At 62.4% G+C, this 22,828-nt stretch carries 18 protein-coding genes; 9 read left to right on the top strand and 9 right to left on the bottom strand.

Annotated features, from left to right (window positions below):
- Positions 1-3 precede the first annotated feature (3 nt).
- The gene (locus JQ553_RS06185) at positions 4-1,311 is read left to right on the top strand and encodes an alpha/beta hydrolase (RefSeq protein WP_409363035.1); all 1,308 of its coding nucleotides are present in this window, start codon (positions 4-6) and stop codon (positions 1,309-1,311) included.
- A gap of 56 nt (positions 1,312-1,367) precedes the next feature.
- Here the strand turns inward: JQ553_RS06185 and JQ553_RS06190 are convergent, their stop codons facing one another.
- Positions 1,368-2,504: an MFS transporter gene (locus JQ553_RS06190; protein ID WP_212499669.1), complete on the bottom strand. Its 1,137-nt coding sequence runs from the start codon at positions 2,502-2,504 to the stop codon at positions 1,368-1,370.
- Positions 2,505-2,848: 344 nt separating this feature from the next.
- Between JQ553_RS06190 and thrS the strand changes: the two genes are divergently transcribed.
- Both thrS and JQ553_RS06200 read left to right on the top strand, forming a co-directional pair.
- Positions 2,849-4,894 carry a threonine--tRNA ligase gene (thrS, locus tag JQ553_RS06195; protein WP_212499027.1) on the top strand — a complete coding sequence of 682 codons (2,046 nt, stop codon included), beginning with the start codon at positions 2,849-2,851 and terminating at the stop codon, positions 4,892-4,894.
- 85 nt (positions 4,895-4,979) lie between these two features.
- On the top strand, positions 4,980-5,543 hold the full coding sequence (locus JQ553_RS06200) for a nitroreductase (RefSeq protein WP_212499028.1): 564 nt from the start codon (positions 4,980-4,982) through the stop codon (positions 5,541-5,543).
- 62 nt (positions 5,544-5,605) lie between these two features.
- Here the strand turns inward: JQ553_RS06200 and JQ553_RS06205 are convergent, their stop codons facing one another.
- Both JQ553_RS06205 and JQ553_RS06210 read right to left on the bottom strand, forming a co-directional pair.
- Entirely contained in the window at positions 5,606-8,101 is a 2,496-nt protein-coding gene (locus JQ553_RS06205) for an EAL domain-containing protein (protein WP_212499029.1), read from the bottom strand.
- Positions 8,102-8,267: 166 nt separating this feature from the next.
- On the bottom strand, positions 8,268-9,329 hold the full coding sequence (locus JQ553_RS06210) for a hypothetical protein (protein ID WP_212499030.1): 1,062 nt from the start codon (positions 9,327-9,329) through the stop codon (positions 8,268-8,270).
- A gap of 222 nt (positions 9,330-9,551) precedes the next feature.
- On the opposite strand from JQ553_RS06210, the gene JQ553_RS06215 reads away from it, so the two are divergent.
- Entirely contained in the window at positions 9,552-10,595 is a 1,044-nt protein-coding gene (locus JQ553_RS06215) for a patatin-like phospholipase family protein (RefSeq protein ID WP_409363036.1), read from the top strand.
- 5 nt (positions 10,596-10,600) lie between these two features.
- On the opposite strand, the gene JQ553_RS06220 is transcribed toward JQ553_RS06215, so the two are convergent.
- Positions 10,601-11,029, bottom strand: coding sequence for a CBS domain-containing protein (locus JQ553_RS06220; protein WP_212499031.1), 429 nt, complete (start codon positions 11,027-11,029; stop codon positions 10,601-10,603).
- A gap of 189 nt (positions 11,030-11,218) precedes the next feature.
- Positions 11,219-12,016: a rhomboid family intramembrane serine protease gene (locus JQ553_RS06225; protein WP_212499032.1), complete on the bottom strand. Its 798-nt coding sequence runs from the start codon at positions 12,014-12,016 to the stop codon at positions 11,219-11,221.
- A gap of 513 nt (positions 12,017-12,529) precedes the next feature.
- On the opposite strand from JQ553_RS06225, the gene JQ553_RS06230 reads away from it, so the two are divergent.
- The 3 genes from JQ553_RS06230 to JQ553_RS06240 all read left to right on the top strand — a co-directional run bounded on the left by JQ553_RS06230 (position 12,530) and on the right by JQ553_RS06240 (position 15,163).
- Positions 12,530-13,084, top strand: coding sequence for a PAS domain-containing protein (locus JQ553_RS06230; protein ID WP_212499033.1), 555 nt, complete (start codon positions 12,530-12,532; stop codon positions 13,082-13,084).
- Positions 13,085-13,147: 63 nt separating this feature from the next.
- Positions 13,148-13,588 carry a cupin domain-containing protein gene (locus tag JQ553_RS06235; protein ID WP_212499034.1) on the top strand — a complete coding sequence of 147 codons (441 nt, stop codon included), beginning with the start codon at positions 13,148-13,150 and terminating at the stop codon, positions 13,586-13,588.
- A 669-nt stretch (positions 13,589-14,257) separates the two neighbouring features.
- Positions 14,258-15,163, top strand: coding sequence for a hypothetical protein (locus tag JQ553_RS06240; protein ID WP_212499035.1), 906 nt, complete (start codon positions 14,258-14,260; stop codon positions 15,161-15,163).
- 376 nt (positions 15,164-15,539) lie between these two features.
- On the opposite strand, the gene JQ553_RS06245 is transcribed toward JQ553_RS06240, so the two are convergent.
- The 4 genes from JQ553_RS06245 to JQ553_RS06255 form a co-directional block, all read right to left on the bottom strand.
- Entirely contained in the window at positions 15,540-16,430 is an 891-nt protein-coding gene (locus JQ553_RS06245; RefSeq protein ID WP_212499036.1) for a carbonic anhydrase, read from the bottom strand.
- Positions 16,431-17,572: 1,142 nt separating this feature from the next.
- A complete protein-coding gene (locus tag JQ553_RS34315; protein WP_312015091.1) occupies positions 17,573-17,830 on the bottom strand; it encodes a hypothetical protein in 258 nt (85 codons plus the stop codon).
- Between the two features lie 474 nt (positions 17,831-18,304).
- Complete coding sequence (locus JQ553_RS06250; protein WP_249144008.1) at positions 18,305-19,234, bottom strand: transporter; 930 nt, start codon at positions 19,232-19,234, stop codon at positions 18,305-18,307.
- Positions 19,235-19,361: 127 nt separating this feature from the next.
- Entirely contained in the window at positions 19,362-20,414 is a 1,053-nt protein-coding gene (locus JQ553_RS06255) for a transporter (RefSeq protein ID WP_212499038.1), read from the bottom strand.
- 976 nt (positions 20,415-21,390) lie between these two features.
- Here JQ553_RS06255 and JQ553_RS35210 point away from each other — a divergent pair.
- Together JQ553_RS35210 and JQ553_RS34320 are read left to right on the top strand one after the other, a co-directional pair.
- Entirely contained in the window at positions 21,391-21,615 is a 225-nt protein-coding gene (locus JQ553_RS35210; protein WP_212499039.1) for a LuxR C-terminal-related transcriptional regulator, read from the top strand.
- Positions 21,616-22,054: 439 nt separating this feature from the next.
- Positions 22,055-22,549: a hypothetical protein gene (locus tag JQ553_RS34320; protein WP_249144009.1), complete on the top strand. Its 495-nt coding sequence runs from the start codon at positions 22,055-22,057 to the stop codon at positions 22,547-22,549.
- The last annotated feature ends 279 nt before the right edge of the window (positions 22,550-22,828 follow it).

The raw sequence follows: 22,828 nt of genomic DNA on the forward strand, positions 1-22,828 counted from the left end.
TGGATGGTCGGGGCGAAACCGAAGATCGACGATCGTGGTCGTGTGTGCGGAGCAGATTCGCTGCGCGCACACGATCATGCGCGATGGCCGCGCCGCCGCGGGATCACCCGCGCATGCATTCTCATCCTGCTCTCGCTCCCCCTCACCCAATGCGGCAGGGCGCCGGAGGCAGGCATGCTCGCTGCGAACACCGAGACGAGCGGCGACACGTTCGAGGATCGTTTCCCGGCGCCACAATTTAGGGATCGCTTCCCGACCGAGAAGGAAAGCTTCGTCCCTTACCAGCGGAGCGCCGCAACACCCGCCGCCGCACCGGCCGCGCAGGCATCGCCAAGGACTGCGCCGCCCTCGCCGGTCCGCGTCGCCTCGATAGCACCGACGCTGACACTGCCGTCCGCGACCGAGCGCGACGAACTGACCACGCTGGTCAGCATGAAATCATCCGCCTTCCCGTATTTCGGCAACAATCCGCGCACCGACACGCCCTTCCTCAACGTCGGCAGTGGCGAACGCCGCGGCCACCGCAGCTATAGCGGCCGCGTCTACTGGCAGAACGAGACCTACAACGACAGCCGCGTGCTGGTGCACATGCCGGAAAGCTTCAACGTCAATAAGCCCGGCGTAATCGTGGTGTTCTTCCATGGCAACGGCGCAACACTGGAGCGCGACGTGCGCGACCGTCAGTTGGTACCGCAGCAGATCACTGATTCTGGGGTCAACGCCGTGCTGCTCGCGCCACAAATGGCCGTCGATGCGGCCGACTCCAGCGCCGGCAAGTTCTGGCAGGCGGGCGGGCTCAAGCGCTTCCTGGACGAGTCCGCGCCCCACCTCGCCCGTCTCTATGGCGATCCGAAATCCGCGCAGATCTTCGCCAATATGCCGGTCGTGATCATCGGCTACAGCGGCGGCTTCCTGCCGACGGCCTGGAGCCTCGATGTCGGCGGCGCCGGCAACCGCGTCCGCGGCGTGCTGCTGCTCGACGCTGTCTACGGCGAACTAGACAAGTTCGCGTCCTGGATCGAGAAAAACCGCACTGGCTTCTTCGTCAGCTCCTACACCCGCTACACCAGGCAACGCGATCGTGAGTTGATGTCGATACTCCGCGGCAAGGGCATCTCCGTCAGCGAGAGCATGGAGGGACCGCTGCGTCCGGGCAGCGTGGTGTTCGTGCAGACCCGTGACGGCATCACCCATCGCAGCTACGTGACGCAGGCGTGGACCGAGTTTCCGGTCCGGGACGTTCTGACCAGGATGGCGGCCACACCGGCACTTTCGCGCGTTGCGAGCGCGCCGTCTCAATCGGGCCGTTGACCGGCCGCGGCGCGCGGTCGCGCCCTCTCAAACGTTGATATTGATGACACGCTCGTTCACTCGGCTGCGGCGGCTATCGGGTTTGTCCGCGGCCGCGTCGCGATCACCACCGTAAGCGCCAACGCGATGAGGGCGGCAGCGACATAGCCTGCGCTATGCAGCCACTCGCGCGCGAACAACAGCCCGCCGATCGCGGAGCCGACCGCCTGGCCGATATAGAGCACCGAGGTGTTGAGCGAGACCGACGCCGACGCAAGCGCAGGCGCCGCGCCGACCAGGCGCACCTGTTGCATCGAGTTGGTCGATGCGAAGCCAAGCCCCCACAGCGCGACCGATACCGCCATCAGCGCATAGACGCCGGCGCTCACTGCCCAGCCGGCGACGCCGGCCAGCATCAGCCCCGTGAACAGGACCGAAGTTCTCCAGGCGCCCCAGGAATCCACGATGCGGGTAGCGACCGCGACGCCGATGAATCCGCAGACTCCGTAGAGCGCGAACACGAATCCGATGGCGTCCGGTTTGGCGCCCGTGAGCTTGGCGAGCAAGGGCCCCATGAAGGTAAACACCACGAACTGGCCGGACATTTGCAATGTGGTGATCGACAGCAGGGTGACGATCATGCGGTTGCGGCCGACCTCTGCCCAGGTCTTGAGGTCGACCGCCGTGCCGAGCAGTCCGCCCGGCAGGCGCCACCACAGCAGCGCGGAACTCACGAGAGCCATCATCCCGATCGCGCAATAGACTGCGCGGAAGCCGTAGCGGCTCGCGATGAAGGTGATCAGCGGCAGGCCCACCGCAGCGGCGAGCGACCAGCCCAGGAAGATGTAGGCGATCGCGCTGCCGCGCTTCCCGACCGGCACGATCAGCGCCGCGGTGCCCGCCGCCTGAGGCGTATAGATGACGCCGACGGCAAGCATCACGAGACGAATGATCAGCAGACCGGCGTAATTCGGCGCGAGGGCGGACGCCGCATTGGTGAGCGCGAACACCAGCAGCGTCGCGGTCAGCAGTGCTCGCCGTTCGATCCGGCTGGTCAGCCAAGCCGTCACCGGCGATCCCACGCACAACACGATCGCGCCGAAGGTGATCAAAAGGCCCGCGGCGTGGATGGTGACGTCCAACCCGCTCGACAGTTCCGCGAGCATCCCCGCCGGCGCCAGCACCGAGCAGCCGGTGACGACATTGCCGAGCATCAAGGCGGTGGGAGCGAAGCGTTTCACGGCGCGTTGATAGCAGGCAGCCGAATCAATGCAAATGCATCCAAATGCATGACACGCCCTCGCTTGCACCCCCTTGCGGTCGCTGCGACGCGCGGAACTCGCGCCGGGCTGGGCGGAAATGAATGCTCGACGTTAGACGAGGATCGATGGGTCGCATTGCCGAAGGCCGTCGCGCGAAACCAGATGGACCATTCACGGCGCAAGGCCGCGATGCGGATTTTATTGGAATCGCCAGCTTGTCCTGCCCGAATCGCCTGCTATACCGCTGGTTCCGCTTACCTGCGCTCGTTCGCAGGAGTGAGCCACAGGAGACCTCGATGCCCGAAGCGCCCAAATCCGAATCCGGATTCCAGTACAGCCTCTCGAACCTCAAGCCCGCCGAACCCTTGCACAAGATCGCCCTCACCTTTCCCGACGGGGCGAAGCGGGAATTTGCCAAAGGCACGACCGGCCTCGATATCGCCAGGGGCATCTCGCCCTCGCTCGCCAAGCGCACGGTGGCGATGGCGCTCGACGGCGCGCTTGCCGATCTCAATGACCCGATCGAAGCTGACGCCAAGATCGAGCTGATCAGCCGCGAGGATCCCCGCGCGCTGGAGCTGATCCGGCATGACGCCGCGCATGTGCTGGCGGAAGCCGTGCAGTCGCTGTGGCCGGGCACCCAGGTCACCATCGGCCCTGTCATTGAGAACGGCTTCTACTACGACTTCTTCCGTAACGAGCCATTCACCCCGGAAGATTTTGCCGCGATCGAGAAGCGGATGCGCGAGATCATTGCGCGGGACAAGCCGTTCACCAAGGAAGTTTGGGATCGTGAAAAGACCAAACGGGTGTTCCGCGACAAGGGCGAGGCCTTCAAGGTCGAGCTGGTCGACGCAATTCCCGGCGCCGAGCCGATCAAGATCTATTTCCAGGGCGACTGGTTCGATCTCTGCCGCGGCCCGCACATGACTTCGACCGGCAAGGTCGGCAACGCCTTCAAGCTGATGAAAGTGGCCGGCGCCTATTGGCGCGGCGACAGCAACAACCCGATGCTGACCCGCATCTACGGCACGGCGTTTGCGAGGCAGGAGGAACTCGACGCCTACCTCAAGCAGATCGAGGAGGCCGAGAAGCGCGACCATCGCAAGCTCGGCCGAGAGCTCGACCTGTTCCACTTCCAGGAAGAAGGTCCAGGCGTCGTGTTCTGGCACCCGAAGGGCTGGACCATCTTCCAGCAGCTGATCGCCTATATGCGGCGGCGGCTGACCGGCGACTACAACGAGGTCAATGCACCGCAGATCCTCGACAAGGTGCTGTGGGAGACGTCTGGCCACTGGGACTGGTACCGCGAGAACATGTTCGCAGCGCAATCGGCCGGCGACGAGGCCGAGGACAAGCGCTGGTTCGTGCTGAAGCCGATGAACTGTCCGGGCCATGTGCAGATCTTCAAGCACGGCCTGAAAAGCTATCGCGACCTGCCCTTGCGCCTCGCGGAGTTTGGCGTCGTGCACCGCTACGAACCATCGGGCGCGATGCATGGGCTGATGCGCGTGCGCGGCTTCACCCAGGACGATGCGCATGTGTTCTGCACCGAGCGGCAGCTCGCCGACGAGTGCCTGAAGATCAACGACCTGATTCTGTCGACCTACGGCGATTTCGGCTTCGACGGCGAGCTCACCGTCAAGCTCTCGACCCGGCCCGACAAGCGCGTCGGCACCGACGAGATGTGGGATCACGCCGAACGCGTGATGGCGACCGTGCTATCGGAGATCAAGGCGAAGGGCAGCAACCGCATCAAGACCGAGATCAATCCGGGCGAAGGCGCGTTCTACGGGCCGAAGTTCGAATATGTGCTGCGCGACGCCATCGGCCGCGACTGGCAATGCGGCACGACCCAGGTCGACTTCAACCTGCCTGAGCGGTTCGGCGCATTCTACATCGATCATGACGGATCGAAGAAGGTGCCGGTCATGGTGCATCGCGCGATCTGCGGCTCGATGGAGCGCTTCATCGGCATACTGATCGAGCATTACGCCGGCAACTTCCCGCTCTGGCTTGCGCCGACGCAGGTTGTGGTCACGACCATCACCTCTGAGGGCGACGAGTACGCCAAGGTGGTGGCGGCTGCCGCCCGACACGCCGGCTTGCGGGTCGAGATCGACCTGCGCAACGAGAAGATCAACTACAAGGTCCGCGAGCACTCGCTGGCGAAGATCCCGGCGCTCCTCGTGGTCGGCAAGAAGGAAGCCGAGACACATTCGGTCTCGGTCCGCCGCCTCGGCAGCGAACGCCAGACCGTAATGCCGACCGACGCGGCAATCGCCGCCCTGCTCGACGAAGCGACCCCGCCGGACGTCAAGCGGGCCCGATTGGCGGCCTGATCTTCATAATCGGTCTAAACCGGCTTTCGTCGACCCGGCCGTGCCCCTATCTGTGGGGCACGGCTACCACCGCAAGGACATTTCCGTGCCCGATGCCATTGAACTTCTGAAGACCCGTCGGTCGATGAAGCCGCGTGAGATGACCGCGCCCGGCCCCTCGCAGGCCGAGCTCGACACCATTCTGACCATCGGCGCGCGGGTGCCGGATCACGGCAAGCTCGCGCCTTGGCGCTTCATCATCTTTGAGGGCGACGCCCGCGGGCGCGCCGGCGACGTGATCGCGAAAGTCTTTGCCCGGAAGAATCCCGGCGCGCCGGCGTCCGACATCGAAGTCGAGAAGAGGCGCCTCACCGATGCGCCGCTGGTGATTGGCGTCGTCAGCTTCACCAAGCCGCATCCGAAAGTGCCGCCGTGGGAGCAGGAACTGTCGGCCGGCGCGAGCGCGATGAACATCGTCACCGCCGCGACCGCGCTCGGCTACGGCGCCTGCTGGCTGACCGGCTGGTTCGCCTTCGACCGCGACGTGCTCGATGGCCTGGGACTGAAGGCGGACGAAAAACTCGCCGGCTTCATCCATATCGGCACGCCGACCAAGCCGAGCGAAGATCGCCCGCGTCCCGCGCTGTCCGACATCGTCACGAGGTTCTGATAGTTCCTCAACCTGATGAGCGCGGAGCCGGCCATGAGGCTCCAAGTGGTCGCCACAGTGAGTCACGCAACCCTTGATGCTCGGACCGCGAAGGCAGTCAACAGGGCCTCGATCTCGCTTCCGGGTTTTGCCGCGCTGAACAGGAAACCCTGCACCTCGTTGCAGCCTTCGGCGCGCAGCGAATCGAGCTGGTCGACAGTCTCGACGCCCTCGGCGGTGGTGGTGATCTTGAGGCTGCGGCCAAGGCCCGAGATCGCGCGCACGATCGCAAGGCAATCGGAGCGACGCGCCAGGTCCTTGACGAAGGAACGGTCAATCTTGATCTTGTCGAATGGGAAACTGCGCAGGTAGCTCAGGCTGGAGTAGCCGGTACCGAAATCGTCCATGGAGATGCCGACGCCGAGCTCGCGCATTTGGTGCAGGATCGCAAGATTGGTCTCGGTCTCCGCCAGGAATACCGACTCCGTGATTTCGAGCTCAAGCCGCCGCGGCGACAGACTCGAATGCGCGAGCGCCGAGATCACGGCCTGGACCAGATTGCGGCTGCGGAACTGCACCGGCGACAGGTTGACGGCGACCTTGATGTCGGCAGGCCATTTCGCCGCTTCCGAGCAAGCCTCGCGCAGCACCCATTCGCCGAGCGAAACGATCAGGCCGATATCTTCGGCGACCGGGATGAACTCCGCCGGCGAGACCATGCCCTTTTGCGGATGGCGCCACCGCAACAGGGATTCGAACCCGCTGATCCTCTCGGCCGCGATATCGACCAGCGGCTGGTAATGCAGCTCGAATTCGCCATTGGCGAAGGCCATGCGCAGGTCGCGTTCCATGTCGCGGCGCTTCTGCGCCTGCTGGTCCATCTCGCGCTCGAAGAAATGGTGGACGCCGCCGCCCTCCGACTTGGCGCGGTAGAGCGCCATGTCGGCGTTGCGCATCAATTCTTCCGAGGTCGTGCCGTCGCCCGGCGACAGTGCAATTCCGATGCTTGCGCCGACGACGACTTCGAGGCCATCGATGGTGTAATTTGCGCTCAGCACTTCGATGAGCCGTTCAGCAAACGCACTCGCCTCGTTCGGGGAAACGTCGCCGGCGAGCACAATCGCGAACTCGTCGCCACCCAGGCGGGCCGCGACGTTATCGCCGCGGACCACTGATCTCAGCCGTTCAGCCACGAGCTTGAGCAGCCGGTCGCCCATCGGGTGGCCGAAGGAGTCGTTCACATTCTTAAACAGGTCGAGATCGACGCACATTATCGCGACGCGCCTGTTGCCGTTCAGGCTGCGCTCCAGCGCCTCGCGCAGGCGCTCCTGAAAGAAATCCCGATTCGGCAGATTGGTGAGCCCGTCATGATGCGCCATGTGGGCGATCCGCGCCTCGGCCGCACGACGCTCGGTGATGTCGACGACCGCCACCAGATAGCCCTCGCGGCCGTCGAACGGCACCCTGCGCCCGAACGTCAGGACATGAATTTCGCTGCCGTCCGCCTTGATGTGCCGCCAGTCGCGACTGGACTGATAGACGTCGCCGAGCTCACGCAGCGCCTCGCTGTGCGTGGCCCATTCATCCTGTGGCCAGATCTCACGCAGCTTCATGCCAAGGAACTTTTCGCGGGCGTAGCCGTAATGCTGAACGGCGGCATCGTTGACGCTCAGGAACTGCATCGTGTCGGCGTCGAACACCCACATCGGCATCGGGTTATTCTCGAACAGCAGGCGGAACGAGACCTCCCGGCGCTTCAGCTCGGTAACGTCGGAAACCGTCAGCGACAGCATGTCGCCGAACGCCGTGACACCAAGCCGAAGGCAGCGCTCGTCGGTCCCTATCTCGAACTGCCCGCCGGTACCGCGTCTGATGAATCCGCGCAGTTGGCCGACGACTTCCGGCGCGGATAACGGGTTGCCCCCGGTGCTGAGCCGGCGCCACAGCAAATCGGTAGCGGGCTGCGTCAAAAGCTTTGCAGCACCTTGATTGAGATGGACGATCTGGAAATCGGCAGGCTCGCCGCGCGCATCGCGGACCGCGGCGAGCGACAGCATACCTTCATCGGTGGCCGAGAAGATTGTATCCAGGAGATTGTACTGCGCATTGCGTTCGTTGACATAGAGGCCGACGAGCAAGCCGCCCCAGCGCGATACGGTTGGCAGCGCAAGCACGTCGTAGGTCCGCACCAGGCCCTCCCGCACGCAGTGCGCCGATGCGAGATAGGGACGACTGTTTTCGCAGGAGCTCGCTGCGGCTTCGCCAAGCGCGGTCGCGCAGTCAGGCGGCAGTGCGCTCAGCGGGATATTCCAGCGCTCATCGTTCAGCCATGTCTGGACGTAGCGGCCGGTGTGAGACACGCGCAGCGCCCCGTCGTCGTTGCGCAGCAGCAGGATATGATCGGCGAGCCGGCCAAGACTGCCGAGCATCACGTCTTCATAGCGGGGCAGCTTTTCACCCGGGCGTACTGCAGCGTGCCACTTCCGCTTCAGGATCGGCACATCGGCGAACATCTCGGCGCCGACTTTGGCTGATGTCTTGTTCGGTTTTGTCCCTGGTTTTGTTTTGGCCACGACCATGGCGCGCCCCACTCACGCAAACGCTGTCCCCGCGGCATCAAAGCCAGCCGCACTTAATGCGATGTAAAAGCTGTCCAACCGGTAAGCCGTTAAGGCCGGGCATGACAGTTTTAAGTTGTGTGATGGTTAGCGCAGGTTAGAGACTATGACAGTTCAATGAACCATCTCAGCGCGCGACGACCTCGACCTCGCCATCGACGCCGTTGACGACGTTGAAGGGCCGCTCAAACACCTTGCCCTCGTTCTTGGCGATCGCACGATACTCGCCTTCTGACAGCACGACACGCGGGAAGGCGCCGATCGATTCCTTGATCACGTCGCCGCCCGGCGTGATCACCGACCATGCGGTGTTGGCGAGTGCCTCGCCTCCCTTGTCGCTGACGAGTTTCAGCGTGATGACGGCGGCGCGATGGGTGACCGTGACGTCGGTCAGCTTGCCGGCCTGAACGCGGATGTCCGAGCGCACCACCGAGTTTGCGTCGCCATAGTTGGAGATGATGTAGTAGGTCCCTTCCGGCAGCAGCGCGACGTCGCCGGCTGCGACGTTCGGGATCAGCGCGCCGCGATCCGAGCCGTCGAACTGGCTGCCCTTGTAGATCGCGAAGGAAATCTGGTTGGCCGGGATCTTGCTGCTCCCGACTCGACCTTCGATCCGTAGGCCACCCGCCGGCAGCACAAACGACTCGCGGTCGGTCTCTGATTTCAGGCTGACCGCGCGAACCGCGCTCACGAGTCCGAAAGCGACATGGACGACGTAATTGCCCGGAGGCAGCGTGATGTTCGGCGTCGCGCCGCGGTCCTCGCGGACGAGCCTGAAGGTGCCGTTGTCGTCGGGCTTGTCGGCAAACACCCGCCACACCAGCCCGCTGTTGATAACCGGCAGATCCTTGCCGTAGCGCGCGGTCAGCGACAACACGCCCTGGCCGGAGTTGGACGCGCCCGGCGGCGGCGCCACTGGCGGAACAGTCGCAATCGACGGCTGCACGATGGTCGGCTGGGTCAGCGGCGCCGGTCCGGAACCCGGCCCGGATGACGGTGCAAGGTTAAACGCCGGGCCGGCCGGCACGTCCGGCACCAGGGCCGGCGGAACCGGCGGCGGTCGGTCGCCGAACAACTGCGCGGAGGCGGGCTTGGAACCCAACACAACCGCGAGGACCGCAAGCATAAGCCACTGGAGGAGCCGCCCGCTCCACCCATATCCGCTCATGCCATTGCCCCGCGCAGTCATTGTCCTGCTTTTCACCGAAAACGCGGCAAATTCAAGCCTGCGCGACCTAACGGGGCTCGCCGTCCCGTTGGAACCTGTTGGATCAACGTAATGTTAATTCAGAGTCGCGGTCAGGTCACAATCCATCCCTACGCCGGTTTTCCCGGGCATAAACCATGCATGAGGACGCTTCTGGCGGAGCCGCGCTGCGCGGCCTAGTCTTGCGACAGCAGGAGATGTTGCGTGTTGGATAGTTGGATGGGGCGCGGCAAAGGTTCCGATGGTCCTGACAAGGTCGGATTGGGGACGGTACGCCGCCCCGTGATCGGGCTTGCCCTCGGCGGCGGCGCCGCGCGGGGCTTTGCCCATATCGGCATCGTCAAGACGCTGCTCGCCCATGGCATCGTCCCCAATGTCGTTGTCGGCACCTCGATCGGCGCCGTGGTCGGCGGCGCCTATGCGACCGGGCATCTCGATACGCTGGAGCAATGGGCACGCAGCCTGCAGCCGCGCAACATCCTCAGTTATCTCGACATCCGCCTCAACGGCTCCGGCCTGATCGGCGGCACCAAGCTTGCCGCCGAGATCGAGACGGCGATGGGCCCGTCCCTGATCGAGGATCTCGCGGTCAAGTTCGCGACCGTTGCTACCGAAGTGCGGACCGGCCACGAAATCTGGCTGACCCACGGCCGCGTGGTCGACGCGATGCGCGCTTCCTACGCACTGCCCGGCATCTTCGCGCCGGTATTGATCGGCGACCGCTGGCTGGTCGACGGCGCGCTGGTCAATCCGGTGCCGGTGTCGGCGGCGCGCGCCCTCGGCGCCGAGGTCGTGATTGCCGCCAATCTCTCAAGCGACGTGTTCTCGCACTCGACCACGATCTACAATCACGGACAGGCCGCCGGGCCCGACGTGACGGTTGCGGTGGTACCCGAGCCCGCGCTCGACGCGGAGCCGCCGAAGCGCCGTTTTGCCCGCTTCTTTTCCGCCGAGCGCACGGTGAAGCGCGAATTCTTCGGTAGCGCCGGCCGGCCGGGAATTTCGAGCGTCATGGCCGATGCTTTCAACATCATGCAGGACCGCATCACCCGGGCGCGGCTGGCCGGCGACCCTCCCGATTTGTTGATCTCGCCGCGCGTCGGGCAGATCGGCTGGTTCGACTTCCACCGCGCCGACGACCTGATCGCTCACGGCATACGCGCCGCCGAGCGGGCGCTTGAGCCGATCCAGGAAGCGATCGGCATCCTGGTCCCGCAATCGACCGACGCCGGCACCGCCGGGAAATAGCATTTTCACGCCGTCTTGATGTAATCGCGCAGCGCCTCCTGCTCGTGCTCGTAGTCCTGGACGCGGCGCTTGACGATGTCGCCGATCGAGATCAGGCCGACCACCTGGCCGTCCTCGACCACGGGCAGATGGCGGAACTTGCCGGTCGTCATCACCTCCATAAGCGCGCTGACGGTGTCTGACTGGCGACAGCTCACGACCTTCCTGGTCATGACAGCGCTGACCGGTTCGTCTAGCACGCCGGCGCCACGTTCGCCGAGCACGCGCACGATATCACGCTCCGACAAGATGCCTTCCATCCGGCCCTGGCTCATCACCAGCACCGCGCCGATCTTGCGCTCACCGAGCAACTTGATCGCGGCCGACAGCTTGGCGTCGGGCTCGACGCTCAGGATCTCATGACCCTTGGCATCGAGAATGGAACGTACCGTCATCGTTGCCTCCCTGAATCCGTTCGCGCCCCCTTTAGCCGGGGATCGAGCCTGTTTGTTGAGTCTTCAATCAACGGTTCCGCGCCGCTCTCGGTTCCGGGGCGCGATCAGCAGCACGGCTGAATTTGCAAGGCCTGCTTTTTCTGAGTCACAAGGATGATGGATGAATTCGCCGCGCGCCGCAAGCGGCGATCAGACGCGGCCTGACTGGTCCAACGACGACGCATTTGCAGCATCGCCTCGCGTGCGCGGCACCGGATCGAATAGCGAAAACAGCACGAGGCCGGCGAGGAAGCCGCCGATATGTGCCTGCCAGGCGACACTCGCGCCATCGCCGCCGATCGTGATCGAGCCGAGACCGAACACGATGTTGACGCCGAACCACACCGCCAGAAATCCGAGCACGCGCCCGTCGCGCAGCGCGCGCGACAGTGACAGCGCCGGCACCCTGGCCGCAGCCTCGGCATCGCCCCGGCTGAACGACAGGAAGCTGCCCCGAACGAAGGCAAAGCGGATCGCCGCCGCCATGGCGCCGGACACCGACGCCGAGGCGCCGATCATCGGCGCGATCGCATGCTCATGGGTCACGAGATGCGCAAGCGCGCCGGCCGCCGCCGTCACCGCCATGAACACGAAGAAGCGCACCGCCCCGAAGCGCCGCGCCAGCGCGCTGCCGAACGGCAACAACCACAGCACGTTAAAGCCGATATGAGTCAAATTGGCGTGCAGCAGCGAATAGGTGACGAAGGTCCAGACCTTGGCACCGGCCCCGCCCGGGAAGGTCACGTTGAGCAGCGTCGAATCGTAGCGTTTCGGGATGAAACCGAAGACGTCGATCGTCCAATTCTCCATCTGCGCTGGCAGCAGCACCCGCAGATGGATCACCGCGATCAGCAGGACGTAGGCGGTCAGAGCCGACGGCAACGTCAGGATCGGCTCGCGCGGCACCTCGGCCGGCGGCGCAACCGGGGATTCGGGATGGGAGTCCAAGGGGACAGCGACCTCATATACGGCGGTTGACCTCAGATAGGCGGCTTTCGCTGCCTTGTGCAAGTGCACAGTCCGGAAATCGCAGCGCTTTGCTGCGCGGCGTTTTGCGCCGCACGGCGTCCGGGATATGAGGTTGAAAAGAAGAAAAGGGAGGGCGCTGAGAACGCCCTCCCTCATCCGGTTGACCTTGCCACGCCCCAGAGGGACCGAGAGTGCTTCCCCACCCCTCCCCGCGCGGTGACCAAACTGTTCGACGCCATTCGTGTACGTAAGCCGCCGGCCCTTGGAGACAACCGACGCAAACGGGAATGAGCTGATCTTAAGGGGCTCCATCGCACGCGCCAAGCGCATAGTTAAATTTACGTTAACGGCGCAAATTTCCCGGCAGGCCGTCCAAAACGCGGCTACGGCATGGACGCTGCACAGTCTTCCCTGCACAACAGAGAAGGGATCGCGCTTGCACGAAAACGAGACAGAGATGTCCCACCGAGGCCAGCGCCGGGCAAGGTTCGCATGAAACACGAGTCCAGTCGCGAGTTTTTCGCCTATTGGAACGCGAAACGAGGCGATGCACGCGCGCCCGATCGCAGCGAGTTCGAGCCATCCGCGGTGCGCGGGCTCTTGGCCGACATCTTCGTACTGTCTTATGACGGCGAGGCCGGCTATCCCTTCCGCGTTGCCGGCACCCGCGTCTCGGCCCTGCTCGGTTGCGACCCCAAGGACCGAAGCTTTCCGGAGCTGTTCGCTGGCGAAAGTCGCCGCGAGATCGAGGACCTCATCACCTGTGTCGCCGAGGAGACGCTGCCCGCGATCGCCGGCCTCACCGCGACAACCGGGACCGGCGCGCGTGTGCATTTCGAATTGCTGCTGCTGCCCTTCACCGCCCGCGTGCATGTCCCGACCACGCTGACCGGACTGCTCGCCCCCTTCGAGGACAACACCGCCACGGTGCGCGATTTCACGCTGACCTCCTGGCGCTATCTGCATCCGCCGGAGAAGCTGGTGCCGCGTGCACTGCGAAAACTCGCGATCGCCCGCGGCTTCCTGGTCTATGAGGGCCTGCGGTAGCAGCGGACGAACGTCGGCAGATTTGCTATGGTCCATCCGTTCACAAGAACGGAGCATCATCGCATGGACGCCGTGACGCCGGAGGATGCCGCCACGCATTCCCATATCGTTCGCCCGCAGGAGATGGAATGGCAAAAGACGCGCTTCCCCGGTTGCGAAGCGAAGACGCTGCTGTTCGATCGCAAGACCGGGCTGATGACCGCGCTGATGCGCTTTGCGCCGGGCGCTGTGCTACCCGACCATGAGCACGCCAATATCGAGCAGACCTTCGTGCTCGAGGGATCGCTGGTCGACAAGGAAGGTCCGGCCAGGGGCATGAGTTGCAGCGCCGGCGAATTCATCTGGCGCGAGGCCGGCAGCCGCCATGCCGCCTGGTGTCCCGAAGGCGGTTTGATGCTCGCGATCTTCCAGGTGCCCAACAAGTTCTTCGAGGCCGACGGCCGCGTGGTCGATGCCAGTGGCGAGGATTGGGATGCGGCCTGGGGACATACAAGGAAGGCGTGAGCTTCGCGCATGCATCCGCCTTCTCGCGACATGATTTGTCCGAGTTTTGCGTCTCGTTTCGCCCACTCTTCTCGCTGAGGGCGCAGGGAAAGCCGGGTGCCGATCGCACCCATGGGTCCCGTGCAACAAAAAGCACGGGGGTAGGACCACAGGTGTAACCGGAAACAACCCGGCTTTCCCTGCGCGATGGTTTTACGGTTTCCTTCGTGCTCTTTCCGGTGACCAGGCTTTGTTGACACCGTCCGCCTCGTGGATCGCTCCACGGACTTAACGCCTGCCTTGGGGCGTCAAAACCACACGACTTCGCCGTCCGCCTCACGCGCGCTCGTCAGTCACGCAAATCGGCGTCCACCGCATCTCAACCCAACACCCGTGACGATCGCGAAGCGCCCCTCGATCGGGTGAGACGGGCGGATTCAACACCTGATTTGGGTCAACCGCGAAGCAGTATATTTTTCAGGCGAAGGCTTGCCTCGTCGGGCAAATCAGTGATCGAGAACACAACCTGCAATCTATCGTTTCGCGATGATAGTTAGGTGCATTGGACTGCACCGTCGTCGCAATGCGTTCTCAAGAAATAATCAAGCCGGTCTTAAGCGAAAATCAAATCCCCGACCAAGTCTCGCGCCGGCGCTCCGGCTACTACGCTGGATCGACAGGAGTGAGATCATGCCCATTCGCGCGCGAGTCGGACGACATACCAGGGCTGGCGGACGCCAGTGCCAGAACTGGGCCGACGACCAGAAGACGGTTGTCGACCTGCTGAATCGGATTTCGACCGCCTACGGTGGCGCGGGCGCGGGCCTGAGGCAGCGGATCGTTGCGGGCATCGCGAGCAACGAACTTTACGCGGCGATCGTTGCGTTCGAGGCGAAGAATTTCCCGGGGCAGCATCTTGGCTTTTTCGAACCTGGCGGGCCGATGTTCAAAAAGCTCGAGGCGCTGGGCACTCCGGCTCCCACACCTCCGGCTCCCGCGCCTGCGCCGCCACCACCGCCGCCACCAAGCGAGCCGACCTCAGGCCCGATTCCTCGTGTTTTGACGACGGGGGAGAAACGACTGCTGTTTCCGATTTTCGGCGATACGCTCGATTACGACCAGCAGACCGTCGACAGGAACGACGATCACACAGGAGGCGAATACAATTCGTTCACGCCCGGCTACTTCCCCAATATGTCGCCGCACATCTGGAGCTGGGACTACAGCCTGGCGTCGCATGGGAAGGCTGCGGTGTTCGTGCATGAGATGGTGCATGTTTGGCAGTCGGGACACGGCAGCCACAACATCTTGAGAGGCGCCTATCTCTACGTCAGATATCGCGGCGACTACGACAGGGCCTACAAATACAACCTGGATTCGTCGACCAATCTCGGCGATTTCAACATGGAGCAGCAGGCCGCGATCATCGAGGACTATTATCTCGTATCCAAGCACCTGGCACCGGACAGCAACGTCGGGACGCGAAAGGGTTTGGGCGACTACGAGCCCTATGTGGCGCAATTGAAAGCCGCAGGGCGGTTTCGCTGGCCGGTCAGAGCCACCCGTAGTTGGGACAACATCGGGAACAAGATCTGAACCGTCCTTCCGCCACCGAGCGCGTGATCCGGCCCAGTCCGCGGCATCAGCGGGTCACCTCGTCGGTGCTGACGAGCAGTGCCGGTGACGTGATTACTTTTTCCGCGCGTGCTGGTCGAACACGCTCAGCACGGCGACGACAAAGCGCGCGGCCATCATCACGGGGTCGATGGTTGCCTGCGGCAACGCGCCGTGACCACCGCGGCCGCGGAATTTGATGTAGAGGCCGTCGGCGTTCGAGCTGGGCGATGAACGTCAGCGTGCCGCGCCACTGGTCTTTCAGGCCAACCAGTGTCCTGGCCGTTCCCACCCGGATCGCCATATGAATGTCGTGACCGCAACTGTGGGCCACGAATGTACGTCGTTCTTCAGCTTCTCAGGACGAACCGGCAGTGCTCCGATAATCTTCCGAATTGATATATGAAGCAATGCGGCGTGATCGGACGATTGCCTCACCAAGCTCAATAAATCCACCGAGGTCGTGAGGCGCCGCAGCCAACCCGATCCCGTCCATACCGCCAGGACGCGGTACCCATACCTCGCGAGTCTCCAGAAGATAAACGCCGTAAACGGTCTGCAGATCGGCTGGAGCGCTGCTCCCGAACTCTTGTTGTATCGAGTAAGCTGCCAGCGCTGCGTTAGTGACGATCGAAGCCTCGGTTAAGGCTTTTCGATATCCTGGGCTGAGGACGACGTCAGGGCCAAACGTGGCGAGCAGCTTTCTTGCCGAGGTTTGCACCACCAGAAGCAAACGGTCGAGAATATTGCGCAACGAATGCTTGGCGGCGAGCGGCAGGTAATCGCCCGGGTTCAAAAATACATCGACTGCTGTCGTTAGAGCGCCACATCCGCTATGACCGAGCACCACGATAAGCTTCAAACTGCCGCCGAGGTTTTCCACTGCATATTTAAGGCTTCCAAGCACCTCGGTGCCTAGACCGTTACCCGCCACGCGGATCACAAAAAGATCGTTCGGCCCTTCGTTAAAAATCAGTTCGATGGGCACGCGAGCATCTGAACAGCCGAGTATGGCAGCAAACGGACGTTGCTTCGCCGTTTCAGGACTGCCCGGCACCAGGCCCAAGTCGCGTGGGTCGACCGGGATTACCTGCTGTATTCCGCTCTGATCCTTTACGTGGTCGACAAGCGCGGCGAAGCTCTTGTTGCCGTGCTCCAGCCGGCCCAGAGCTGTTCCGCTATCCGACGGCAACGGCCGGATCGTCGTTTCTTGGGGGTTGAACCGATATATGATGTCGACCGTCTTCACGTCAGCCTTCGTTCACGACGAGGGTTATCTCCGCCGGTACGGTCTTGAGATCTGAACGAACCCAGGTCCCGTAACCAACAACGGCACACCTAAAGCCGCCACATGATAGCATATTGACATGGATCAAGCGGACACCGGTCGGAGAGCGAGATGGCGTCGCCAAGCGGAAACCCGCTGATGGCTCTCATGCGTCGCGCCCGCCGCTTTGGTCGCGCCAGGGGCACTTAAAGTCAGCCCCGACCCCTCTTGCACCGCTTCGCGACGCGCCTCGAAACGCGTGAGCCCCATCAGAAAGCTAAAGCCAACCATTAGAGCGAGCAGTCCGAGAAGTGATTGTTGGAGCGCGGAGACGTTACCGCTTACGCCTTTGCCTTCATGCCGTTTACCAAGTCGCCATCCGATTTCGCTCGCGAGGAAGACAATGCAGACGCCACCAAGAAAAATGAAGAGAAGGGGTAGTCGTAACGATGCCTCACGACCGCTCAACCTCCTATCAGTTGGTTTGGCGAGCGTATCGCCCGTGCGATCCGGATCACCAGTATCTGAAGCCGAGCCATGCGTAGTGTCCCTGGCGTGCTGCGAGGACGATCCGCGGTCGCGGATACTTTCTCGCGACTCGCGCGACATATTTCGCAGTCATTTGTCGCCTCTTCTGTTCAACCGATGCCATGTAGCGGGAGTCCCGCGATGACATGAGCGCGAGCGCGTCGCGCGCTGCGGACGTACCGGCGCGATCTGTTGACATCTCTCGATCCGTGGGCGGTGGTGGCGGGTCCTTGTCCCACGCCGAAACTGCTGCGGAGGCGGCGACTATGTTCGTCGTGTCGAAGATCACGGGCTCGGGCCGTTTTCGATCCGAGTGGATGCGTATGACAGGTGGATATGCTGCCGCTCTCTGGGCGAGCGGAGGCGTTGGCAGATAGAAGTCCGCAATCCACAGCAGCGCAAGCAATGCCACGCCGACGTTGCGGAAATATGCCGCAAGAGGCATTTGTCGCTCCACGCCCCCCACATTGCCTGGGTCGAATGCGCGACGCCCGCCACGAATTGCCGGGTGATCTCCCGGCGTCCTTCAGGACCAAACCATCCAACCGCGTTTGATGTGTTGAAGGAGCGCTATGCCCATCCTTCGCAGGATGGCTCTAGCGACGAACCCCAACGCGATTGACGCCGCCATTCAAATTGCCTCCGGCGTTGTGACGGACCGCAGCGCGTGCCACCGGACGGGGCCGGAGCACGACGCCGGCCCTTGCAACGCAACCTGTCGGATAGCCGACATACGTGCAGTACACGACCGCACCGGCCGGCTCACTGCTGACCGTAACGCCTGCGACTCCCAGCACCGCACTGAACGCGAGGCCGGTGAATGTTAGCTTTGCCAAAGACCTGGACTGCCGCACAAGCGCCTCCTCTTTTTGCCGTTGCCATCGACGGCTTGCCGTGGCTCCTGCTGTCCAGACAGTCGGCTTCCGCAGTGCGACAGTGTTGACTTAGGTCAAGCCCCACCGATTTGCGATCAGACGCGGCAATCCGTCAGCCCCGCGTCGACCAGATACTGCACCAAGGATCAATAGCGCGGTCCATGAGCTAACGGTTTGATGCATGGCTACCGCCGCTGTCACGACACACCCGCGAGTTGGGTCGTATGTCGTCGAGGCCGCCAAGCTGCACCTGCGCGGGCCGGAGCGGTCTTGCCGGCACGCAGCGCGAGTTTGTCACGCTACGGTTCGTCGTCGCGAGCTGGTTGGGTTGGGCCTGATCGCCGGAGGTGTCGGCTCCCACGAAACTGGTCTTTGACAGCACAATGACCGAGTACCTTGAAACCACGCATTGCGGCGTGCGAGATCAATGTATCAATCATCCGCCATGCGCGCTCAATAGCCTGCCCCCCATCGATACTGCCACGCTATCCCGACGTTGCTGAACTGGCTGCCCGTTCGGGTGTAGATGCCCGTACCGGCGTTGAGCTTGATCGAATTCTGACGATCGATCGGTAGCGCGACAGTAAAGCCTGCACGCATGTTCTCTTGTTGGTTATCGCCCTTGTTGCCGTCTACGGTGGTGCGGAGGCCTCTGAAGTAGGTGCCATCCAGTGAAATCCATGCGCCGGACTCAAAATTGTGAATGAGACTTGTCCGGAGCAGGTACAGCGGCGCCTGTTCAAACCTCTTGCCATTGAAGAAGTCGGGATTGACCGTGAAAAACGTCACGCTTGGCGCGACCTCGAAAATCCATCGGCCCCAGGCCTTGGAAATGCCGAGCTCGGGGCTGAACGACCAGCGATTGTTGCCGAGATTGAGCAGCTTGGTGTCGTCATACTGCCCCAATGGGGCCGACACCTGAAGGCTGACGCCGACGATGAGGTCTTGCTTGTAGCTTGCGAATTCCTTCAACGACAGGGCAGGAGCACCAAGCAGATTCAAAGAAACGCGAAATCGCGGATCGCCAAATCCAGTCATTTCGCGCTCCCGTTGCTGGCCCTGCACAAGGCTGCGTGCGGAAAATTCGCCATAGGGCATGAGCACATCGAACTTGGCGGATTGACCCAGGAAATCGAACGAGCGCACGTAAACTAGGGCGCCTGTATTGGAGTGGAATTGTGCGTCGGCAATCCGCAATTCCGGGTCAAATGCCGTCTGGCCTTGCGCGTAGATGTAACCCGCGATCAGAAAGTTAAGGCCGATGGGCGTGTTCGAGTACTGCCTTGGCTCGGCGTCCTGGGCTTCCACTCTTGCCGCCGCCAGGACGGTCGCAGCGATGCCGAAAATCGCCCAACGCCTGAAGCGATCGAGGAGATCGAACATAAGCATCCCCGGCAACCCGGCTGGGCACTCCGAAGCGGCATGCGCCAGCCTCCATGACCAACCTCATTTTGGGCGAATTCCAGTCGGCGCCGGCCGCTTCGCCGCCGCCGTCCAGTTCGCACAAAACCTATTTTACAACCAGATGCTTCGTGGGCGCTATCGCGGCAGCGGCGGTCGGGGAAATGGTGAACGTCAACCACGTATTCCATCCCGACGGACGGTGGGCCGCACCGAATTCGCCGTATCCCCTCAGGCCCAGGAAGCCCTGCATGTCTCCGACCGGGAAGCTGTATCCGATTTGCGGACCGACACCGAAAACGCGTGACCTGAAGCCACCGAGGATTGGGTTCTGGCCGGAATCGTCGGTGATTTGCTGGTAGGCGTAGCCAGCAATGCCGACGAAAAGCTGCTTGGTGAGGAAATGCGATGCGCCCCAGTCGAAATGGAAATCGATGCCACTCCTGTAATGCGTGTCGAGATTCTGGAAATTGTAGGTAAAGCCGGCGACGCCCGAAAACTCGTTCCCTGTCGCCTGATTAAGGTAGGTATAGGCGCCTCCAACGTCGATCGCGCCGTGGCCGAGCCCGATATTGGGAAGCCGAATCGGATCATAGTCGCCGACGGGAATATTGCCTGTGACGTAAGCCATGTAATTGTTGACGCCATCGTTCCATAGCAGTTCCGCGAATGGTGCGAGGTCGCCGTAGGAGGTAAGCGAGCCTTCGAGCGTTCCGCTGCGCGTCACCACAATCGGTCCGGCTATTGCTGTCAATGTACCGGAGATACTGGCGGCGGCTCTGCCATACTGGCCGGACATGCCTACGACCAACTGACCGCCAAGCACCGGCGTCGCGAAAGTATACGTTGGCGCGAGGGCGACCAGATCGGCCCGCCCGCTCAGAATCAGATTCAAATCAACGTTGACGGTCGCGGGGATTCTGCCGATCAGGATCTCTCTGGCTGCAGCAGCGCTCCCGGCGGCGGCGACGCCGGAATGGTAGTAGTTCACAGCAAGCGCCCAGCCTGGTGTCTGCTGCACGGCGACGAGACTCGCAAACTGACCCGGAAACCAGAATGAGCCGCCGCCCTGGTCGGCATGCGAAACATCAGGGCAAAGCAGGAGAGCCGCGGCCGTTACCGCATAGCCAATGACGCGGATTCCTGGCTCGTTGGATCCCATTTTGCGAACCTCTGGGCGGTATTGCAACCAGTGGCAGCTACCCACAAAGCGGCCCGCGAACCGCGAGGCATCAATTACGATGGGCATTCAATACTAGGGCACAAGCAGCGCCCGAAATCCGTGACAGAAGGGTAACAGCTGAGGATATTTGGTATTGCGGGCTGTGGCACAGACCCGGCCCGATCAAGAACTGGTCGCACTGGAGATGTTCGGTTCTTTGCCCCGGGGCAGGGCCTGTTCCTGGCGGCCCGAAACGGGACCTGCTTGGTCAGTCGGACCATGTCCGGCCATACCCGATGCTGTCGAAAAAGTCGAAAATGCGGCTAGGGAAAATTTCCCCGCAAAAGCTTGCTGGCGACAGATTTCTTCTAAGGATGCGTTCCTGATGCGAAGAAGATTTCTGTTCAAGTCGATGTGGTCCACCGCGTCTGATGGCTGCGAACAACTCCTCCTCCGTGGTCGATCCGCGCCTTGCGGTCGTACTCAATGACCGGATCAGCCAAGACGTGGATATGGTCACCGTGCGGTTTAACTACCGCTCCGGCGGCTAAGACGCGCCGGTCTCCCGTTATTGATTTTTCTGAAGTCCACCAAACTGAGCCCCGGAATCGTCCGGGGCTTTTTGTACGGTGACATCCAGCGGGCGGATGCGCAGCCGAGACCAACATACTGAGCCTGCGTTCGCGCCGTCGAAGCGGAGAAACCGTTAGGGCGTTACCCGCTCACGCGCGGCTGTCGGGTTTGGGACGCGAGGCAGAAATCACTTGCTCAGCCACTTTTCTCGCGGGCTCAATGGCAATTCGGGTAGGCTCTAACTGGCACAAACTGCACTGGCTTTGTTGAGTGTGGCGGGCGTAGCCTTAACGCCCCCTACGTGGAGTTGTGTCATGGGCAGTGACATGCTCTTTCAGGTTTGCATCGTGGCTCTGGGTCTGTGCCCGGTCGCCTTAGCGGCGGTCGCCGTCTTCGTACAGTGATGCTGGCGGCGTCCGAACTGACGGCCCGAGAGAAAAAGCTCCTCAGGCGCATGGCACTGGGGCGATCGGACTATGAGATCGCCATCCAGATCGGCGGGACCGAGGCGCGGATTGCGACTCAGCGCCTCCGCCTCCTTAGGAAGTTGAACATCCACTCTGAGGGGGAGATCGTGGATGCTGCCGCGAGGCTCGCCCCGAGGGCGCGTCAAAGCGCATTGTCCTAATCCCCCGGTTCGGCGCTTATCGTGATGGCTATCACGAGTGGTATTTCAGCATTGACGCTACCTCAGTTAGCGCCTCTTTCCATTCATTGATGCTGCTATTCCCGTCGCCTGTTGAGCCGGCGTCGAGAACGGACGGTCCCAACGTACGGCGATAGGTCACGCGCGCTGTCCTGGTAAATCGCGCCGTCCAGAACTGCGCCGTCTTCGTGTCGCTGATCGGACCAGAGAGAGTCCAAGCGGAAAGAAGTTTGCGCTCGACGGAAACAGCCGGTGTATATTCGCGACTGAAAGCGGCCATATCGGAGGCGCGCTTCGTTCTTGCAGAAGCCCTCCGTCATATTGCGCAAGATCAAATCCGAAAGTAGCGCGAAAGACTATGGTGGCTTTCCTGTGAACTGGCATGCATCCCTAAAAGGCAGACAGTTAGTGGAGAAAGCCCATGACACAGATACGTCGGACCAAAATTGCAATTGCAATTTCAACATTTGCTGGTGCCGCGCTACTCTCCTTCGGCTGGTCTGAGCAACGCGGTGTCTCGTTGTCAGTTGATAATGCGCAGGCGCGAGTTGGTCGTCCCTTGACGCCAGTGAGCGTTGCAGGTGTTGCCCGCCGACAAAACCGGCGGGCTGCGTACGGTGTCGGCGCAGGCGTTGCGGGCGCCGCGGCGATCGGTACGGCTGCTGCGGTCGGCACGGCTGCTGCGGTTGCCGCCTCGCCCTACACGGGATGGGGAGGCAATACTTGGAGCGGCGCTTACGCAGCTCAAACGGATCCTCGCTTTGGACAACCTCACTACGCGATGAGGGCTTACTACGGAGGTAGTCCTTATTACGGCTATGCCGGATGGGACGATTACTCGCGCCGCAACTCTCTTAAATGCCTGCCTGGCACCATGACAAAACTCGACGATGGAAACATGTATCTCTGTCAGTAGTGGCAAGCGTTAGAGATGCGCAAGAGGCGGCTTGATGAGCCGCCTCCGTCACTTGCGTATCGCCGAAAGAGGGAGGCAGAAATGATCAAGTTGATTGCTGGTGCTGGGTTCGCCCTATTGGTCGCTACGTCGGCGCAAGGGATGACGTTGCCTGCGCCGCTCATTCAGCCGGACGATCTGGTCACGCAAATCGCCGTTGGCTGCGGCCCCGGCAGGACTCGGGTCAATGGTGTCTGCGTGGCGAGAACCACCGTTCGCCAAACCCGCCGAGCCGTCCGC

This window comes from Bradyrhizobium lablabi (genome assembly GCF_018131005.1).
Lineage (GTDB): Bacteria > Pseudomonadota > Alphaproteobacteria > Rhizobiales > Xanthobacteraceae > Bradyrhizobium > Bradyrhizobium lablabi_D.

Excerpts from the sequence above, each read along its gene's own strand:
- JQ553_RS06230 (WP_212499033.1), top strand. The coding sequence starts at position 12,530 with ATGAAACACGAGTCCAGTCGCGAGTTTTTCGCCTATTGGAACGCGAAA.
- JQ553_RS06255 (WP_212499038.1), bottom strand. The coding sequence starts at position 20,414 with ATGGGATCCAACGAGCCAGGAATCCGCGTCATTGGCTATGCGGTAACG.
- JQ553_RS06190 (WP_212499669.1), bottom strand. The coding sequence starts at position 2,504 with ATGCTCGGCAATGTCGTCACCGGCTGCTCGGTGCTGGCGCCGGCGGGG.
- JQ553_RS06205 (WP_212499029.1), bottom strand. The coding sequence starts at position 8,101 with ATGGTCGTGGCCAAAACAAAACCAGGGACAAAACCGAACAAGACATCA.
- JQ553_RS06250 (WP_249144008.1), bottom strand. The coding sequence starts at position 19,234 with ATGTTCGATCTCCTCGATCGCTTCAGGCGTTGGGCGATTTTCGGCATC.
- JQ553_RS06235 (WP_212499034.1), top strand. The coding sequence starts at position 13,148 with ATGGACGCCGTGACGCCGGAGGATGCCGCCACGCATTCCCATATCGTT.
- JQ553_RS06185 (WP_409363035.1), top strand. The coding sequence starts at position 4 with ATGGTCGGGGCGAAACCGAAGATCGACGATCGTGGTCGTGTGTGCGGA.
- JQ553_RS06240 (WP_212499035.1), top strand. The coding sequence starts at position 14,258 with ATGCCCATTCGCGCGCGAGTCGGACGACATACCAGGGCTGGCGGACGC.
- JQ553_RS34320 (WP_249144009.1), top strand. The coding sequence starts at position 22,055 with ATGACACAGATACGTCGGACCAAAATTGCAATTGCAATTTCAACATTT.
- thrS (WP_212499027.1), top strand. The coding sequence starts at position 2,849 with ATGCCCGAAGCGCCCAAATCCGAATCCGGATTCCAGTACAGCCTCTCG.
- JQ553_RS35210 (WP_212499039.1), top strand. The coding sequence starts at position 21,391 with ATGCTGGCGGCGTCCGAACTGACGGCCCGAGAGAAAAAGCTCCTCAGG.
- JQ553_RS06210 (WP_212499030.1), bottom strand. The coding sequence starts at position 9,329 with ATGACTGCGCGGGGCAATGGCATGAGCGGATATGGGTGGAGCGGGCGG.
- JQ553_RS06220 (WP_212499031.1), bottom strand. The coding sequence starts at position 11,029 with ATGACGGTACGTTCCATTCTCGATGCCAAGGGTCATGAGATCCTGAGC.